Origin of the sequence: Arthrobacter zhaoxinii (assembly GCF_024385505.1) — a bacterium.
In the GTDB taxonomy this organism is placed as follows: domain Bacteria; phylum Actinomycetota; class Actinomycetes; order Actinomycetales; family Micrococcaceae; genus Arthrobacter_B; species Arthrobacter_B zhaoxinii.
This window is the reverse complement of the sequence record NZ_JANFLT010000002.1, coordinates 538,463-555,917: the sequence shown is the minus strand read 5'-3', so window position 1 is coordinate 555,917 and position 17,455 is coordinate 538,463. Positions and strand designations below refer to the sequence as shown.

The following is a 17,455-nucleotide window of genomic DNA, read 5'->3' as shown; positions in this document are numbered from 1 at the left end:
CTTAGATGATGCGGACCATCCAGGGAATCGGAGTCAGCGCCGGACGTGTCCTCGGCCCGTCGCACCGGATGCCGCCTCCGGTACCCGAGCCCGACGCCGAGGCGAAACCCGGGCCGGGCAGTACCGTCGACGGTGAGAAAGCCCGCCTCAAGGAGGCCGCTGAAGCAGTCCGGGGTGATCTGCTGCACCGGGCGGAAACTGCCTCCGGAGACGCCAAGGCGGTCCTGGATGCCACGGCCATGATGGCCTCCGATCCGATGCTGCTCAAAGCCGCGGGAAAACACATCAACGCGGGCATGGCAACGGACCGGGCCATCTGGGAAGCAGGCATGGAGGTAGCAGCAATGCTCCAAAGCCTGGGCGGCTACATGGCGGAACGGACGCAGGACGTGCTCGACGTCCGCTCCCGGATTGTCGCCGAGCTGAACGGACTGCCGGCTCCCGGGATACCGGCCTCCGATGTTCCCTTTATCCTCACGGCGGTGGAACTGGCCCCGGCCGACACCGCAACACTGGATCCGGCAATGGTGATCGGGCTGGTGACCAGCGAGGGCGGGCCGCAGTCCCACACCGCGATCCTTGCCCGCTCCCTGGGGCTGCCCGCCGTGGTGGGTGCGCCCGGCGCGGACGAGGTGGCCGATGGGGCGGAAATCTACCTCGACGGCACGTCGGGCACCGTGGTGGTGGAACCCGGTGACGAGGAACGCGCAGCGGCGCAGAAATACGCTTCCCGCTCGTCGCTGCCGGTATTCAACGGCACGGGGGCAACTTCCGACGGCCATCAGGTGCCCCTGCTGGCCAATGTCGGTTCCGGAAAGGACGCGCGTGCCGCCGCGGAAGCCGGGGCCGAGGGGATCGGCCTGCTCCGCACGGAATTCTGCTTCCTTGGCCGCGATACGGAACCCACCATCGAGGAACAGGTGGCCGCCTACGGGGCGGTCTTCGAAGCATTTCCCGGCCGGAAGGTCGTCATCCGGACCCTCGACGCCGGCGCGGACAAGCCGCTGCCGTTCCTGACGGATGCCACGGAGCCCAACCCGGCCCTGGGCGTCCGCGGCTACCGGACGGATTACGTCTCCCCCGGCGTCCTCGCCCGCCAGCTGGAAGCCATCGCCGCGGCTGCAGGCGCGCACACTGCCGATGTCTGGGTGATGGCACCCATGATTTCCACCGCCGAGGAGGCCGCAGACTTCGCCGTAATGTGCGCCGGAGCCGGGCTCGGCATGCCCGGAGTGATGGTGGAGGTGCCGGCCGCGGCCCTTATGTCCGAAGCCATCCTGTCGCGGGTGCGGTTCGCCAGTCTGGGCACGAATGACCTCACGCAGTACACCATGGCTTCGGACCGGCAACTGGGTTCACTGGCGTCCCTGAACGACCCGTGGCAGCCGGCCGTCCTGCAGCTGATTTCCGCCACCGTTGCCGGCGCGGCGCGTGCCACGGCCCTGGAGCCGGCGGCCGGAACCAGGACAGTGGGGGTCTGCGGTGAGGCGGCTGCGGACCCGGCACTCGCCGTCGTTCTCGCAGGTATGGGCGTGAATACACTTTCCATGACTCCCCGGGCACTGTCCGGCGTCGGCGTCGTCCTGGGATCCGTGACCCTGGAAGAGGCGAAGGAACTGGCCGCACGGGCACTGGCAGCACACTCTGCAGCTGAAGCACGGACGATTGTGCGCAGCCGCCTTCCCATCCTTGAACAGCTCGGCCTGTGACCGAAGGCGGCCGGACGACGCCGGCACCGCAAACCACGGAAGGAACCGAAAATGGCAGAACGCAAAGCCACAGTGGCGAGTCGAGTTGGACTCCACGCCCGGCCGGCATCGATCTTCGCTGAAGCGGCAGCCGCCCAGCCCGTTGAAGTGACCATAGGGATGGAAGGGGACCCGGCGGAGGAGGCGATGGACGCCTCCAGCATGCTGTCCCTGATGAGCCTGGGCGCGTCACACGGCGATGTAGTGGTGCTGCGTGCGGACGGTGAGGGGGCGGAAACTGCCCTGGAGGACCTTGCGAAGATCCTCGAAACGGATCTGGATGCCCCCTAGGACGGTCGGGCGGACTGCGGCGGAACGCTCAGCAGTTCAAATGAATGTCCCGCTTCCGCCTTTAGCCCGGACAAAGCGAAGGAGCGGCTTAAAATGATGAAGCCAGCGGCAAATGCCGCTGGCTTCATTGCAACCTCACGCTGACCCCCCACAGGCAGCGGATGCTACATATTCATTATTCTGGCACACGCGCATGAAAATGTGAACAAGTTTATCGAATTGTCACCTTATGTAGCCGGAAGTCAGCAGGCTTTGCTTTTCCCGCTGCTTTAAGGCGATCCCGTAGAAGGCCACGGCCCCGAGCCCTGCTACGAGCACAATGACCGCCGAATGGGGCAGGATGTAGTCCCACACGCCAATCGGCAGCCGCGTGGCACCGAGTATGGACCAGATGACCACCTCGGTCAGGGCAATACCGATGAGGCCGGAGCCCAGCCGCAGGAGAACCGGTCTGCGGGCGTGCGCCGCTGCCCGGAAAGCAGGTGCAATCAGGCAGGCCGCCACATACGCGGGGTAGATCCGCCCCACCACGCCGTACACATGGACCGTATATTCGTCCGGGTACCCGTGGAGTCCGGGCGATGAGACCGGCACATCACTGATGAAGAACAGCACGGTGGTGACAAATACGGCCACGGCCAGGACAACGAGCCCGGCGCGTCCGAGTATTAGGCGGCGGGCCTGTACGGAGCGGAAGGCAGCCGCGCTAATACTTCCGATGAGCAGAACCACCCCGTACACCGCAAAGCGGAGAATCAGGTTGGCGTAATTAACGCCGCCCAGAAGTGCATCCACCGGCAGGTAGATTGCGGGGATACTGAGTCCCACCCCAATGGCGGCCAGCGCCAGCGCCCAGAAGAGCATCGGATTCCGGCCCTTGAGGGCCAGCGGGAGCCGCAGGAGGGCAAAGATGGCCGAAACTATCAGTGCCGCGTATTGGAAAGCCAATGTCACGCTCATCCCAGGTTCTCCAATAGCGCTAGATCATTTTCCACATCATTTTCAAGCTTCCTCAGTTGCTTTCCAACTCCGTCCAGGCGGTCCCGGGCAAGAAACAGAAGCTCGGAATCGGTGAGCGCATCCAAGGCTTGCTGCAGGCCGTTCTGCGGCCAGCCTGCTTCGCCCGGCGTGACCAGGCCCGTGGCCACCAGGCCGCCCGGCAGCGAGGCGCCCGCAATCCGAGCGGCCTCCACGGCCAGTTCGGGAGCCAGGCGTCCGGCTGAAAGCTGCGCCGAAATATTCTGGGGTGCGACGCCGGTTGCGGCACTCAGACGTTGTCTCAGGTCGCCGGGGTCCACGGCTTCGAACCAGGAGCGGATCGCATTCCGGTGCGGATGCTTATCCAGGTCCGGACATTGCGGGGCGCCACTGGAAGTAGCCCTGTCCAGGACCATCTGCAGAATGCAGATGTAGGAGACCTGGCTGATCAGCTCTGCCGGGGCGGGACGCCAGGGTCCGCCGAGCAGATCCGAATACTCCTCGAAATCCGACAGCGCTTCCACCGGGTTTTTTCCGTACGCCCGGGCCACCCGGACAACGGTAATCTCCGCAACTTTTCCCCGGACAATCTGCTGGCCGAGGGTGGAACGCTTGATGCCGGTCCTGCGGCAGAGGTCTGCATTGGATTCTCCGGGAGCCACCGCGGTGCGCCAATTTTGGAAAGACCTGGCAGACACCGCCATCTTTTGGCCCCCTCGATTGGATTTACCCGGACAAATGGAATTATACTAATGAAACTGGCTTCCCCTTCTGCGTTCCCCCCATATGCAGAGCGGGAAGCCAGCTTCAATTAAGGCACGGTTCCACCGGTAAGCCGCACCTTGGCCCTCTTTCGGACCCTGCCCGCCTGTGTCGTCAGTCCTGCGGCCACGAAACATGATGGCTGTATTCCGGGTGCTTGCGTAGGTAGGCAGCCATGTAGGTGCAGTACGGCTTGATCCGGCCTCCGCCGCTGATGATGTCATCCACCGCGTATTTCGCCAGCCGGGATGAGTAGCCCTGGTGCCGGTAGTCCGGTTCCATCTGCGTATGGGTCAACGCTACAGAGTCGTCCGGCTCCACCTCGTATTCGGCAATCCCCACGAGGTCACCGTCCAGCAGCAATTCGTACCGCCCCAGCCCGTCATTGCGCGAGATGGCGATGTCTTTGGTAGTCATGGGCAGAGACTGCCATGCATTCCCATGGCGGTCCACCCCTGCGGTCCGTAGCGTCTACGCTGCCCGCCCGCCGCCGGCCGCCTCTTCTGCACGGCGAAGCGAGTCTTCCAGTGTTGTGACCGCCTCGGTGTAGGCCGCCGCCTGTGCGGCAGTCGCTGCTTCCGGGCGCAGTTGTTCAGCAGCCTTCAAGGCCCGGATGAAAGTCCGCGTTTCCGGCGTGCGGACGTCAAGCAGCTGCGGATGCTCGGCAGCGAGCCAGGGATCCAGTTCGTAGGCACTCCAGCGGGCCAGGACCTCCCGGTGGCGGGTTGCTGCGGCAGTGACTGCTGCCTCAACCTGCCGGGTCTCGCGGTTCCGGCGGCGGCGGCGGTCCCGTCTCAAAGTCCAGAACGACGCCCCGATACCGCCGGCCACCACAACGATTCCCACTGCGGCGGAACCGGCGGACGTGGCAGTCACTGCCCAGGCGGCTGTCAGGAGGACGGCCAGGAAAGCGGTCAACCCGGTCCAAAACAGGCCTTCCCCGTCCCGGGCCCGAAGCCTCCGGTCAATCCCCGCAGCAGCGCCGGCAAGCACAGACACCAACAGCAGCAGCGGAAGAACCATCGAAAAACCCGCCTCGGCCATAGCCGCTCTCCTCCCCCTGATGACTCGCCTGCCTGCTGCTCTTTGCCTCCATTGCACCGAACCGTGCCGCAAAGGTCAATGCCGGCACCCCACCCGGCAGACAGCCCGTCACGTGCACAGCAGATATGCTGACGTGTGGATTTGTTCCACCTGCCCGCCGGACAACGCGCCCCCTGTAAGGAAAGCAATGAAGATTCCCGCCCCGAGAGGGCGCGTCAGCGCCACCCTGATCGACCTTCTGCAGAACCGCGGCGGCACAGGCCACGCCAACGCCTACGGGTCCCTGAACCTGCTGGTGGACGAAGCGCTTGCCGCCACTGCGGACCTGCTCCGCGACGAAGACCTCCAGCTGGCCCTTTTCTGCCTGTATGAGCTGCATTACAGCGGACTGGACGGAGTTGAGGACGCAGCGGAATGGGATCCCGAGCTGATCCGCGTGCGGGCACGGCTGGAGGCAGCCCTCGAGGATGTGCTGCGCCGTACGGTGCCTGTCCCCGAGCTGCCGTCCCCGGAAAGCGAAGCCGTGGCCAAGACGCTCTTTGACATGGCAGCCGACGACGACGGTCCCAGCGTCTCCCGTTTCGTCGCCAGCAAGGCCAGCGTGGAGCAGCTTCGAGAGTTCCTGATCCTGCGCTCGGTGTACCAGCTGAAGGAAGCGGATCCGCACAGCTGGGCCATTCCTCGCCTGCCGGTGGGCCGCGCAAAGGCAGCGTTGATCGAAATCCAGGCCGATGAGTACGGCGGCGGACGAGTCGAACGGATGCACTCGAAGCTGTTCGGCACCACCATGGAAGGCCTGGGCCTGGATTCCAGCTACGGGTACTACATTGACCAGGTTCCCGCCCTGACCCTGGCCTCCTCCAACGCGATGTCACTCTTTGGCCTGAACCGCCGCCTGCGCGGGGCCATCTCCGGGCACCTGGCGGCGTTCGAGATGACGTCCTCGATCCCCAACGCGTTCTACGCCCGCGGTTTTCGCAGGCACGGCTTCAGCGACGACGTCACCTACTACTTCGACGAACACGTCGAAGCGGATGCGGTGCACGAACAGATTGCCGCCCGCGACCTGGCCGGCGGCCTGGCCGAGGCGGAACCCGATCTGCTTCGGCGCCGCGACCGTCCTGGCCATCGATGCCCTGCTCGGCGAAGACCAGCTGAAAGCCTGGCAGGCAGGCGAATCAGCTTTGCTGGCACCCCTGCCGAACTGTGACGGCACTGCAGACGCAGCGCCGGCCGCTTCGGCAGCGGCCGGCGGAGCAACAGCGTGAGCGTCCCCGCAGCCGGTCCTGCTGAGCACGGCGACGCCATGCCGGAGCCGGGGGCTGTCCAGGCCGACGCCGACACCCCTGCCTGGCAGAAGCGTGAAGGCTCCGCCCCTGCCTCCATCGTGGCCTGCCCCAACGGCCCCCTGCTGATCCGCGGAGACTTTGAGATTGTGACGCCGGACGGGATTCCCGTGCCGCGGGACCGGGAAACCGTGGCTTTGTGCCGCTGCGGCGGTTCGGCGATCAAACCCTACTGCGACGGCACCCACAAGCTGATGAAGTTCGATACCACCCGCCGTCGTCCGGTGCCGGAACCTGCGCGCCGGGCTGCGGAAGAAGCCGCGGGATAACCGGAGCGGCGCTCCAACAGCGAAGCACCGGGACAAAAAAGAATGGCTTGCCTTCAATGAAGGCAAGCCATTTCCGTACAGTGCGCCCAGCAGGGCTCGAACCTGCGACCCACGACTTAAAAGGACGTTGCTCTACCAACTGAGCTATAGGCGCTCCACCGGTCCGCAGCATTCTCCGGACCGACTGTCCCACTTTATCGCACACCACACAGATCGTGGAAAACAAGGGTTCCGGACGCTTCGCGGCGCCGGGAAGACCGCCTCGATTCCGTGCAGATCCCGGAGTATTCTTCGAATATGAGTGAGTCCAATTCAACGCCGCGCCATCACAAGCCAAAGCCTCTTGCACCTGTGGACTTCGCCAACTTCCCCGGCGGTGCCGATCCGGCACGCGTTTCGGAAGCGGCCCATCTGGCAGCCCAGGCACTCGTCCACCACGGCCGCAGGAGCACCGATCCGGAGGTCACCCGCCGCCTGGTTGAACTGACCGACCAGCAGGGCGTGGAAGCGGTGGCCGAGATGTGGGCCGAAAGCCCCGCCCGGTCCCTCCCGGGCGCGCTCTGGCGCCTTTATGCGCTCCGTGCCTCCATCCAGCGGAACCCTGAACGAATCGCATCCTTCTATGCCGCAGGCAAGGATGTTGCGCAGGTCTCCAAAGTCGTTGCCGGAGTAGCCGAACCGCTGGGCGCCGAGGAGGTGCGGACCATGGCAGACACCATCCTTTCCGGCGCCTTTGAGGGTGATTTCGACGTCGCACTGGAGCGCTTCGCCGCGTTCTGCCGGGTGGTTGCCCTGGGCCAGGCCAACCACGCGGATTCCTCCGAGGCCTCCAACGGGGACCGCGCCACCGCACTGACCCGCAACGCACGCCAGCTGGTACACACGGCCGAGGACCTGGAGCACTCCGCAGCAGCCTGGCGGCGGGGAGAACTCGACTAGGCGTGGGACGAGGCCAGTGACGGGAACCACCATGGCGCTCCTCACAGTGCCGCCGTTGCCCGCATGGCCGTGTTGACATCATCGGCTGAGCGTAGAAAACTGAAATTGGTGTCGGACTGCGGAACCCCCGGGCTTCAACTCTGAGCCGCTTCGAGCGGCCTTCCGCCGAGAGGCGCTCCCGGTCCGGCACCGTTACTTTTCCCCGACTGCTCTGCAGCGGGAGCGTTTCGCGGACTCGACCGCCCTGCAGCTGCAGCCATCGGATATTCTGGCGCTGTGAGAACCTTTGCCGCTCCCCCAGCCCACGTGCTGCGTTCAGCGTGAAACTTCAGCTGTTTCCCCAAGAGAACGCCGGCCTTGAGCTGCTCTCCCGCATGGCGTCGCAGCTCTTGCGCGGCACCGGGGTGCTGGCCGAAATCCTCGGTGCGGACCCGGAGGAATTCGACCGGCTCACCGAGCAGCTGCATCAGATTGATGCTGAAACCACCGATCTGCACTTCGCCCTGATGACGCAGATGCGGACCAGCTTCATCAATCCCCTTCCCCGTGAAGACCTGTATGAGCTGTCCCTGCTCTTGATGTCCGCCATGGAATGCCTAGATGCTTCCGCGGAAACCATCTCCCTCTACAAGCTCACCGGCGTGTCCCGCCGCGCTTCAGAGCAGCTGGAAGTCATCGGCAGGCAGGCTGAGCTCACCGCCTCCGCCATGCGCCGGCTCGCCTCGCTCGAGGATCTGGAAGAGTACTGGATCGAGATGCTCCGGCTGGCCCGGCGGGCCGAGCGGTCCCGCCGGATCTGGGTGGCGGAGCTGATGCGCGAGCACAAGCCGATGGCCTATGCCAGGCACCGGGATCTGGCCGACCAGCTTTCGGGAACCACCGCCCAGCTCCGCCGCGCTGCCACGTTTGTGGGCGGCATCCTCGTCCGGGAATCCTAGGGTGGCCACCGTCCTCCTGGCCGGCGTCGTCCTGCTCGCCGGAGCCTATGCCTTCCTCAACGGCTTCCATGACGCCTCCAACTCGGTGGCCACCTCCGTCCGCACGCGGGCCCTGACGCCCACCGTCGCCATCATCCTGGCCGCCGCCTTCAATCTTTTGGGCGCCCTGGTCAGCACGGCCCTGGCTGTTGCCCTGACGGTACGGTTTGTGGACCTTCCGGCGGGTCCCGAAGGGCTGGGCATCCTGTTAGCCGCACTGCTGGCTGCGTGCGGCTGGGGCGTGTGGACCTGGTGGCGGCGGATGCCGTCTTCATCCACCCATGCGCTGGTGGGCGGACTGGTGGGCTCCGGTGCGGCCTCGACCCTGGTGGGCGGTCAGAACATCGCGGAGTCCAACCGGCTGATCTGGGAGCAGCTGGCCCTGCCGCTGCTGGTCTCGCCCGTAGTTGCCTTTGCACTGGCGTACCTGCTGGTTTTTCCGGCCACCTGGCTCATGCGTTACAGCTCTCCGCGCCGCGGCGACGCCGGAAACCGGATAGCGCAGTCAGTGTTCACCTCCGCCTTCTCCCTGGGCCACGGCATCCAGGACGGGCAGCGGACCATGGCCGTTGTGGTGCTCGCCCTGCTGGCGGCCGGTCAGACGCTGGAAACCGACATCCCCCTCTGGGTGCAGCTGTTCGCAGCCCTTGCCCTGGCCGGCGGCACCCTCTTCGGCGGCTGGCGGATCACCCATACGCTGGGCTACCGGCTCGTGCGGATGGATCCGCTGCGGGGCATGAGCGCCCAGGCAGTCAGTTCCACCATGCTCTTCCTGGGTGCCCTCTGGCTGCACATCCCGCTGTCCAGTACGCAGACCATGACCTCGGCCATCGTGGGCGCGGGCACCAACCAGCGTTTTTCCACCGTCCGTTTGATCCCGCTGCGGGAAATCCTCGTCACCTGGCTGGTCACCGCCCCGGTGACGGCGGTGCTCGGCGGAATCCTGCTGCTGGCCCTCAGCCCGCTCCTATAGGCGCCGCCTACCCGAAACGGCCGGAGACGTAGTCTTCCGTGGCCTGTTCTGCGGGATTGCTGAAAATGACCGGGGTGTCGGCGTATTCGATCAGCCGGCCGGGCTTGCCGGTGCCGGCAATGTTGAAGAACGCGGTCTTATCCGAGACGCGAGCCGCCTGCTGCATGTTGTGCGTAACGATCACCACCGTGTATTCGCTCTTCAGTTCCTCGATGAGGTCCTCGATGGCCAGGGTCGAGATGGGATCCAGGGCGGAGCAGGGCTCATCCATGAGGATTACCTCCGGCGAGACCGCGATGGCGCGGGCTATGCACAGGCGCTGCTGCTGTCCGCCCGATAGTCCGGAGCCGGGCTTATCCAGGCGGTCCCGGACCTCCTTCCAGAGGTTGGCGCCGGTGAGGGATTTTTCCACAAGGGCATCCGCATCGGACTTGGAGATCCGCTTGTTGTTCAGCTTCACGCCGGCCAGGACGTTGTCCCGGATGGACATGGTGGGGAACGGGTTGGGCCGCTGGAACACCATGCCTACGTGGCTGCGGACAGTCACGGGATCGACGCCGGGGCCGTAGAGGTTCTCTCCGTCCAGCAGCACTTCTCCCTCCACGCGGGCTCCGGGAAGGACTTCGTGCATCCGGTTCAGGGTGCGCAGGAAGGTGGACTTGCCGCAGCCGGACGGGCCGATGAAAGCAGTCACGGAGCGGGGCTCAATGTTGATGTTGACGTCCTGGACGGCGAGGAAATTTCCGTAGTAGACGTTCAGGTCTTTGACGTCGATGCGCTTGGACATAGGTTCCTTCAATCGAAGCTGGGGTTAGCGGGAGGTCCGGGGGGCGAAGATCCGGGCTATCAGGCGGGCGCCGAGGTTCAGCAGCATCACCATGATGATCAGGATCAGGGCCGCCGCCCAGGCCCGCTGGGTACTGGGATCCGTGTTGGTCGGGGAGGTGGGGCTCATCAGCTGCCGGTAGATGAAAGTGGGCAGCGTGCTCATCCAGCCCGCAAAGGCATTGAAGTTGATGGTGTTGACGAAGCCGGCGGTGACCAGCAGCGGAGCCGTTTCGCCGATCACGCGCGCGATGGCCAGGGTCACGCCGGAGGCGATGCCGGAAATTGCCGTGGGGACCACGACCTTCAAGATGGTCCGCCACTTACGCACGCCCAGGGCATAGGACGCCTCCCGGAGTTCGTTGGGCACAATCTTCAGCATTTCCTCGGTGGAACGGACCACCACCGGGATCATCAGGACAGACAGGGCCACGGCGGCAACGAAGCCGGTCCGCGTACCCGGCCCGAAAACCAGCCCGAAGAACGCCGCAGCGAACAGCCCGGCCACGATCGACGGAATGCCGGTCATCACGTCAACGAAGAACGTGATGGCCCGCGAAAGCGTTCCGCCGCGGCTGTATTCCACCAGGTAGACGGCGGCCAGCAGGCCCACCGGCACCGAGATGACAGTGGCCCAGAAGGTGATCAGCAGGGTGCCCACAATGCCGTGGTAGGCGCCGCCGAGCACCTCCGTTCCGTTCTCCGCCGTGGCGTTGTCCACGGCACCGGTCATGCCGCCCATGGAGGTCAGCAGGAAGTCCGGGCTGAGGCCGGGCAGGCCGCGGACCAGGACGGTGAAGATCACCGATACCAGGGGAAGCAGGGCCAGCAGGAACGCCCCGCAGACCAGGTTCGTGGCCAGACGGTCCACCGCGTGCCGCCTGCCTTCGACAATCCAGGTCGTCACGGTGCCGCCGATGACGAAAAGTACGGCGGTGAAGATGGCGAAGGCCGCCACGGAAAACCCGATCAGGGCGGACAGTGCCGCACCCAGGACCAGCGCCGCAGCCAGGACGATCCACGGTGTATAGCGGGGCAGGCGATTCTTGCTCAGCATGGATCCGGGACGGGTAAGGGCGGAGGTTGTATCGAGCATCAGTTGGCTCCCGAGAATTCTTTATGGCGGCTGATGATCCAGCGGGCAATCACGTTGACCGCCAGCGTGATCAGGAACAGCACGAGTCCTGCGGCAATCAGTTCCGAGAGCCGGAGTCCGAACGCTTCAGGGAAGTTCAGGGCGATCTCGGCGGCGATGGTCTGGTTGCCCGGCCGGATCAGGCTGGCGATCAGGCCGCCCGAGGAAAGCACCAGCGCGACCGCCATGGTTTCGCCCAGGGCACGGCCAAGCCCCAGCATGACGGCGCTGACGACGCCGGGCCGGGCGAAGGGGAAAACCGCCATCCGGATCATTTCCCAGCGGGTGGCGCCCATGGCCAGTGCTGCTTCCTCATGCAGTTTGGGTGTCTGCAGGAAGATCTCCCGGGTCAGGGAGGTGATGATCGGCAGCACCATCACGGAGAGCACAATGCCGGCGGTGAGCATGGTCTTGCCGGTCTGGCTGGCCGGACCGGCAAAAATCGGAATCCAGCCGGCGTTTTCAGCCAGCCAGCTGTACGGGGCCACCAGGGCCGGGGCCAGCACCGTCATGCCCCAGGCACCGTAGACCACTGACGGAATAGCCGCCAGCAGGTCCACCAGGTATCCCAGTCCCTGCGCTAGCCGGCGCGGGGCATAGTGCGAGATAAACAGGGCGACGCCGATGCCCACCGGTGTGGCGATCAAAAGCGCGATGATGGCGGCAATCACCGTTCCAATGACCAGGGGCAGGATGTACTGCCCGAACCCGCCGCCGGAGATGTCCGCAGGGTCTGCCATAAACGTCGGCAGCGCCTGCCACATGAGGAAAACCGCCACGCAGAACAGGACGAAGAGAATCAGGCACCCGGCTGTCACCGCAATGCCGGAGAAAACCTTGTCTCCGGCGCGGCCGGTGCCGCTTTCTCCCGATATGGACTTGCTGGACACTGCTCAACCCTTCGAAATGCGTTGGTGCAGACTCTTCTTATCAGTGTAGGTACTCCGCCTTGGAGCGGACCCTGCCCTCCCCTGCCTCAGCGGCGGGAGAGGGCAGGACGGGCACGTTATGAACGCACCTTGATCGTTTCCAGCGCGGTTTCCGCCTTGCCGCGCAGGGCATCCGAGAGCGGCGCACTGCCCGCGGCGTCCGACGCGGCCGACTGGCCTTCGTCGCTGACCACGTAGTTGCCGAACGCCCGGACCAGGTCCACCGTCTGCTGGTCCTCGTAGCTGGTGCAGAAGACGTGGTAGCTCACCAGCACCACGGGATAAGCACCGGATTCCGCCGTATCGCGGTCCAGGTCCATGGCCATGTCCGCTTCGGGACGGCCCTCCCCGGCCGCCGGAGTGGAGGATTCGACGGCGAGTGCAGCGGCGTCGGCGCTGAACGGCACGTAGGCATCGCCCACCTTGACGCTGACCTTGCCCAGGGAACCGGCCGCGGAGGCGTCGGCATAGGTGATGCCACCCTCGGTGGAGCTCACCGTGGAGATGACACCGCCGGTGCCGGAAGCACTTTCGCCGTTCGGCAGACCGGCAGGCCATTCGCCCGCTGCCGGATCGGTCCATTTGTCGGGAGCGGCCTCGGCCAGATATTCGGTGAAGTTCTTCGTGGTGCCGGATTCGTCGCCGCGGTGCACCGCCGTGATGGGGGTGTCCGGCAACTTTGCTGCCTCGTTCTGGGCCGCGATGGCCTGATCATTCCACGCCGTGATCTCGCCGCGGAAAATGCCTGCGATGGTCTCTGCGTCCAGGTTCAGCTCCGTTATGCCGGGGAGGTTGAAGGCAACGGCGATCGGTGAAATGTACACGGGAACATGGATGGCGCCGTCGGGACCGCAGACCTCTGCGGCTCCCGCGGTCTCCTCCTCATCAAGGTAGGCGTCGGACCCGGCAAACTGCACCCCGCCGGCCAATAGAGCTTCCCGGCCGGCACCGGAGCCGTCCGGTGAGTACTGGATGGACGCCTGCGGGTTCGCTGACCCGAAGCCGGCAATCCAGGCCTGCATGGCCGCGTCCTGGGAGGAGGCACCGGCACCGGAAAGCGTACCGGTGACGGAGCTTTCGGTACTCGCCGGAGCTCCGGCCGGTGCAGCGCTGTCGGTGCCGCAGGCGGCAAGGCCCAGGGCAGCTGCAGCCGAGACGGTCAGAACGGATGCAGTGCGGCCGAAATTCGAAACCTTCACCATCGGATCCCTTTCAAGGGGTTGTTCGGCGCTGGTGCGCCGGGAAGCTGAATGCGGAAAAGCAGTCGAGCAGGTGGAACCTCCAACACGTTCCTGTCCAAGATTGGCGGAGCAAGGTGAACGGAAAGTTAACGGCCGCCGGGCGGCGGGGGAACATCCGTGACCGCCGAATGTAACCTCGGATACAGGATGGCTGAGGCGCCCCCTAGACTGGTTTCATGCCCCAACGCAGCTCCTTCGCCAAAAGCCGGGGTTTCCTGTTGAACCGGGCCCGCGTGGGGCTGCAGCGCAGCCGCAATTCGGTGGTGCCGGCCCTGCAGATGACCGTCTGCGCCGTCGGAGCCTACGCATTCGCGGAGTACGTGCTCGGACATGAGGGTCCGCTGTTCGCCGCCACTGCCGCCCTGATTTCGCTCGGGTTCTCCCGGGAACCGCGCACCCGCCGGGTGCTGGAGGTGGGGATCGGCTGCACGCTGGGCATCACCATCGGCGAAATCCTGCTCACCCTGCTGGGCAACGGCCTGGCCCAGGCCGCCGTCGTCCTCTTTGTCTCAGTGATGCTGGCACGGTTCCTGGACCGCGGCGTCATCTTCACCACGCAGCTGGGGCTGCAGTCCCTACTGGTGGTCCTTCTTCCCGCTCCGGACGGCGGTGCCTTTACCCGCAGTCTGGATGCCATCGTCGGCGGTGTTTTTGCCCTGGTGGTGACCATGCTGGCGCCGCGCGATCCGCGCCGGGAGCCGAAGTCCAATATCCGCGAGCTCCTGCACGAACTCTCCGCCGTGCTGCGCCAGTGTTCCGAAGCCATTGAGAAGAGTGATTCCACCATTGCCTGGCATGCACTGGTGCGGGCACGGAACACCCAGCCCCAGCTGGACACCCTCGCCCGCAGCGTCCGGGACGCACGGGAGGTTGCCCGGATTTCCCCTGCCTACCGCCGCTATCTGGCGGAACTGGGGGATCTGCGCGGCTCCATCGGCTATCTGGACCTCGCGGTCCGCAACAGCCGGGTCTTCGCGCGCCGCACGACGTCGGTCATCAACCATGCATCGCTGGGCGACGAGGCCATCGAGAGTGTCTCGGAAGTGCTCAACGAAACCGCCGACGCCGTAGACATCCTCGCCCGCGCCCTGGGCGGCGGTGAAGGACCGGACACCCGGCTGCGGCACCTGCGCCAGGCCCGCAATGAGCTGGCGGCCGTGGGAACGCGCCTGCATCCGAAGTCACTGGGCATTACGGACCTGCAGGGGGATGCGCTGATTATGCTCTTCCGCCCGCTGGTGGTGGACCTGCTGGAATCCACGGGGCTGACCCATGAAGAGGCAGTGACCTACCTGTCTGAGGTCTGAGGCCGGACGGACAGACACGAAAAGCAGTGTCAGTGCCGCGGGATAGCCTGTTTCCATGGCAACAAAGACTGCACGGCCCAAGACCGCCAACTTCCGCTGCTCGGAATGCGGTTGGACAACGGCCAAATGGGTGGGACGCTGCGGCGAATGCCAGGCCTGGGGAACAGTGGAGGAATCCGGTGAAGTCCTTGCCCGCACCACCGCCGCCACGGTAGTTGCCCGCCCGGCGCTGCGGATCGGTGAGGTGGACGCCACTACTGCCGCCTATCAGGCCACAGGAGTCGGTGAACTGGACCGCGTCCTGGGCGGCGGCCTGGTTCCGGGTGCGGTGATCCTGCTGGCCGGCGAGCCCGGTGTAGGCAAGTCCACCCTGCTCCTCGACGTCGCCGCCCGTGTGGCAGGAGCGGGCCGTGACGTTCTCTACGTTACGGGCGAGGAATCCACGGCGCAGGTGAAACTGCGGGCCGAGCGCATCGGCGCCGTGTCGGAGAACCTCTATCTCAGCGCGGAAACGGACCTGGGCCAGGCCCTCGGCCAGGTGGAGCAGGTCTCCCCCGGACTGTTGATAGTGGATTCGGTCCAGACCCTGAGCAGCACCGCCGTGGACGGCAGCGCCGGCGGAGTGAGCCAGGTCCGTGAGGTGGCGGCCTCCCTGATCAACGCTGCCAAGACCCGGAACATGACCACCCTCCTGGTCGGCCACGTCACCAAGGACGGGTCCATCGCCGGCCCGCGGCTGCTGGAGCACCTGGTGGATGTGGTGTGCCAGTTCGACGGCGACAGGCATTCGAGGCTGCGGCTGCTGCGCGCGGTCAAGAACCGGTACGGGCCGACGGACGAGGTGGGCTGCTTCGACCTGACCGAAGACGGCATCGAAGGACTCGCCGACCCCAGCGGGCTTTTCGTCTCGCGCACCAAGGACCCGGTGTCGGGCACCTGCATCACCGTGACGCTGGAGGGCAAGCGTCCACTGGTGGCCGAGGTGCAGTCCCTGGTCGCGGAAACCGGTAATGCCCAGGCACGCCGCGCCACGAGCGGTGTGGACGCCTCCCGTGTGGCCATGCTGCTGGCGGTCCTGCAGCAGCGGGCCTCCATGAGCCTGGCCAAGGATGACAGCTACGTCTCCACCGTGGGCGGCGTGAAGCTGAGCGAGCCTGCCACGGACCTTGCGGTGGCGCTGGCTGTGGCATCGGCGAAAATGAACAAACCGCTGCCGGCCCAGCTCATTGCCTTCGGCGAGGTGGGACTGGCCGGGGAGGTGCGTCCGGTGCCCGGTATCGGCCGCCGGATCACCGAGGCGGAACGGCTGGGCTTCACCCACGCGGTGGTTCCGGCCTCCCCCAACGGACCGGGAAACGTCCCGGCCGGCTTCAAGGTCCGCGAAGTCTCCACCCTGGCCGAGGCGCTCGAGCTGCTCTTCTAACGCAGCCGGCTCCGGCGCCGGCGGCCGCAGCGCCCGCGCCACGGGGCCGTGCGGAACGGAAGCGTGCTGCGCCCGGGCAGGGACGTGCCGTGGTTCACGCGGTGGAGAGTGTACCGGAATCTCCAACTAGTATAGGGACGGGCAAGCCTCAGCCCAGATCGTCCAGGCCCCCGGGCCGGAAGGAAGTGACCATGGCCCGCAGTCCCGAAGACGCGCTGAAAGCAACCCTGGCGCGGGTAGCACCGGGGACCGAGCTCCGTGACGGACTCGAGCGCATCCTGCGGGGCCGCACCGGCGCCCTGATCGTCCTCGGCTTTGACCGCGCGGTGGACGCCATTTGTTCCGGCGGGTTCGACATCGGCATTGACTTCTCTCCCACCAGGCTGCGGGAGCTGGCGAAAATGGACGGCGCGATTGTCTGTGACCGCGACGCCAGGAACATCCTGCGGGCGGCCGTGCAGCTGGTCCCCGACCACACCATCGAAACGCATGAATCCGGCACCCGGCACCGGACGGCCGAGCGGGTTGCCATCCAGACCGGCTTCCCGGTGATTTCGGTCAGCCAGTCCATGCGGATCATCCAGCTCTACGTCGGCGGACTCCGCCATGTCCTGGAAGGATCCGAGCCGGTGCTGGCCCGCGCCAACCAGGCACTGGCGACCCTCGAGCGGTACCGCGCCCGGCTGGACCAGGTCACGAATTCCCTCTCCGCACTGGAAATCGAAGCGATGGTGACGGTCCGCGACGTAGCGGTCACGCTGCAGCGCCAGGAAATGGTCCGCCGGATTTCCGAGGAAATCTCCCAGTATGTCCTCGAACTTGGAGTGGACGGCCGTTTGCTGTCCCTGCAGCTGGAGGAACTGACCACCGGCCTTGGACCGGGCAGCGAAATGATCCTGCGTGACTACGCCGACCTGAATGACGGCAAACGCAATGTCGAGGAACAGATCGCCACCTTGCAGAACATGAGTTCGTCCGAAATGGTGGACCTCAGCAAGATCGCCGCGGTGGTGGGCTTCCAGCCGGGCCAGGATTCCCTTGAAGCAGTGGTGCAGCCGCGCGGCTACCGGCTCCTGAGCAACATCAAATCCGTTCCCCCGGCGGTGTCGAACCGGCTGGTGGACCACTTCGGCGGCCTGCAGAACCTCATGGCGGCAAACATCGATGATCTGATGACGGTGGACGGCATCGGGGAGCAGCGGGCCCGCACTGTCCGTGAGGGTCTCTCCCGGATCGCTGAAACCAGCCTTCTTGACCGGTTTATGTAG

At 65.6% G+C, this 17,455-nt stretch carries 18 protein-coding genes and 1 tRNA gene; 10 read left to right on the top strand and 9 right to left on the bottom strand.

The window, feature by feature from the left end; translation table 11 throughout:
• Positions 1 to 8: 8 nt before the first annotated feature.
• Together ptsP and NNX37_RS06195 are read left to right on the top strand one after the other, a co-directional pair.
• Positions 9 to 1,709, top strand: coding sequence for a phosphoenolpyruvate--protein phosphotransferase (gene ptsP, locus NNX37_RS06200; RefSeq protein WP_255791536.1), 1,701 nt, complete (start codon positions 9 to 11; stop codon positions 1,707 to 1,709).
• A gap of 51 nt (positions 1,710 to 1,760) precedes the next feature.
• A complete protein-coding gene (locus NNX37_RS06195; protein ID WP_255791425.1) occupies positions 1,761 to 2,039 on the top strand; it encodes an HPr family phosphocarrier protein in 279 nt (92 codons plus the stop codon).
• A gap of 222 nt (positions 2,040 to 2,261) precedes the next feature.
• Here NNX37_RS06195 and NNX37_RS06190 read toward each other — a convergent pair whose 3' ends face one another.
• The 4 genes from NNX37_RS06190 to NNX37_RS06175 form a co-directional block, all read right to left on the bottom strand.
• Positions 2,262 to 2,999, bottom strand: coding sequence for a hypothetical protein (locus tag NNX37_RS06190; RefSeq protein WP_255791424.1), 738 nt, complete (start codon positions 2,997 to 2,999; stop codon positions 2,262 to 2,264).
• A complete protein-coding gene (locus tag NNX37_RS06185) occupies positions 2,996 to 3,679 on the bottom strand; it encodes a hypothetical protein (RefSeq protein WP_308206305.1) in 684 nt (227 codons plus the stop codon). Before NNX37_RS06185 ends, NNX37_RS06190 begins: the two co-directional genes overlap by 4 nt.
• 214 nt (positions 3,680 to 3,893) lie before the next feature.
• Positions 3,894 to 4,232, bottom strand: a complete 339-nt coding sequence (locus NNX37_RS06180; protein WP_255791422.1) for a GNAT family N-acetyltransferase — start codon at positions 4,230 to 4,232, stop codon at positions 3,894 to 3,896.
• An 18-nt stretch (positions 4,233 to 4,250) separates the two neighbouring features.
• Positions 4,251 to 4,823 (bottom strand): hypothetical protein, encoded by a 573-nt coding sequence (locus NNX37_RS06175; RefSeq protein ID WP_255791421.1) that lies wholly within the window; start codon positions 4,821 to 4,823, stop codon positions 4,251 to 4,253.
• A gap of 187 nt (positions 4,824 to 5,010) precedes the next feature.
• Here NNX37_RS06175 and NNX37_RS06170 point away from each other — a divergent pair, with 187 nt between their 5' ends.
• A complete protein-coding gene (locus NNX37_RS06170) occupies positions 5,011 to 6,033 on the top strand; it encodes an iron-containing redox enzyme family protein (protein WP_308206304.1) in 1,023 nt (340 codons plus the stop codon).
• Positions 6,034 to 6,087: 54 nt separating this feature from the next.
• Positions 6,088 to 6,438 (top strand): CDGSH iron-sulfur domain-containing protein, encoded by a 351-nt coding sequence (locus NNX37_RS06165; protein ID WP_407079927.1) that lies wholly within the window; start codon positions 6,088 to 6,090, stop codon positions 6,436 to 6,438.
• A gap of 81 nt (positions 6,439 to 6,519) precedes the next feature.
• Here NNX37_RS06165 and NNX37_RS06160 read toward each other — a convergent pair.
• Positions 6,520 to 6,592, bottom strand: a tRNA-Lys gene (locus NNX37_RS06160).
• Positions 6,593 to 6,735: 143 nt separating this feature from the next.
• On the opposite strand from NNX37_RS06160, the gene NNX37_RS06155 reads away from it, so the two are divergent.
• The 3 genes from NNX37_RS06155 to NNX37_RS06145 all read left to right on the top strand — a co-directional run bounded on the left by NNX37_RS06155 (position 6,736) and on the right by NNX37_RS06145 (position 9,327).
• Positions 6,736 to 7,377 carry a hypothetical protein gene (locus NNX37_RS06155; protein WP_255791420.1) on the top strand — a complete coding sequence of 214 codons (642 nt, stop codon included), beginning with the start codon at positions 6,736 to 6,738 and terminating at the stop codon, positions 7,375 to 7,377.
• 320 nt (positions 7,378 to 7,697) lie between these two features.
• Complete coding sequence (locus NNX37_RS06150; protein WP_255791419.1) at positions 7,698 to 8,315, top strand: DUF47 domain-containing protein; 618 nt, start codon at positions 7,698 to 7,700, stop codon at positions 8,313 to 8,315.
• 1 nt (position 8,316) lies between these two features.
• The gene (locus NNX37_RS06145) at positions 8,317 to 9,327 is read left to right on the top strand and encodes an inorganic phosphate transporter (RefSeq protein ID WP_255791418.1); all 1,011 of its coding nucleotides are present in this window, start codon (positions 8,317 to 8,319) and stop codon (positions 9,325 to 9,327) included.
• A gap of 7 nt (positions 9,328 to 9,334) precedes the next feature.
• On the opposite strand, the gene pstB is transcribed toward NNX37_RS06145, so the two are convergent.
• From pstB to pstS, 4 genes are all read right to left on the bottom strand, one after another.
• Positions 9,335 to 10,114 (bottom strand): phosphate ABC transporter ATP-binding protein PstB, encoded by a 780-nt coding sequence (pstB, locus tag NNX37_RS06140; RefSeq protein ID WP_152270927.1) that lies wholly within the window; start codon positions 10,112 to 10,114, stop codon positions 9,335 to 9,337.
• A 24-nt stretch (positions 10,115 to 10,138) separates the two neighbouring features.
• Entirely contained in the window at positions 10,139 to 11,248 is a 1,110-nt protein-coding gene (pstA, locus tag NNX37_RS06135; protein WP_255791417.1) for a phosphate ABC transporter permease PstA, read from the bottom strand.
• Positions 11,248 to 12,177 (bottom strand): phosphate ABC transporter permease subunit PstC, encoded by a 930-nt coding sequence (gene pstC, locus NNX37_RS06130; protein ID WP_255791416.1) that lies wholly within the window; start codon positions 12,175 to 12,177, stop codon positions 11,248 to 11,250. Before pstC ends, pstA begins: the two co-directional genes overlap by 1 nt.
• A gap of 116 nt (positions 12,178 to 12,293) precedes the next feature.
• Entirely contained in the window at positions 12,294 to 13,415 is a 1,122-nt protein-coding gene (gene pstS, locus NNX37_RS06125) for a phosphate ABC transporter substrate-binding protein PstS (protein WP_255791415.1), read from the bottom strand.
• A gap of 218 nt (positions 13,416 to 13,633) precedes the next feature.
• Here pstS and NNX37_RS06120 point away from each other — a divergent pair, with 218 nt between their 5' ends.
• From NNX37_RS06120 to disA, 3 genes are all read left to right on the top strand, one after another.
• Entirely contained in the window at positions 13,634 to 14,764 is a 1,131-nt protein-coding gene (locus tag NNX37_RS06120; protein ID WP_255791414.1) for an FUSC family protein, read from the top strand.
• Positions 14,765 to 14,819: 55 nt separating this feature from the next.
• Positions 14,820 to 16,187 (top strand): DNA repair protein RadA, encoded by a 1,368-nt coding sequence (gene radA / locus NNX37_RS06115; RefSeq protein ID WP_255791413.1) that lies wholly within the window; start codon positions 14,820 to 14,822, stop codon positions 16,185 to 16,187.
• Positions 16,188 to 16,378: 191 nt separating this feature from the next.
• Positions 16,379 to 17,455, top strand: coding sequence for a DNA integrity scanning diadenylate cyclase DisA (gene disA, locus NNX37_RS06110; RefSeq protein ID WP_255791412.1), 1,077 nt, complete (start codon positions 16,379 to 16,381; stop codon positions 17,453 to 17,455).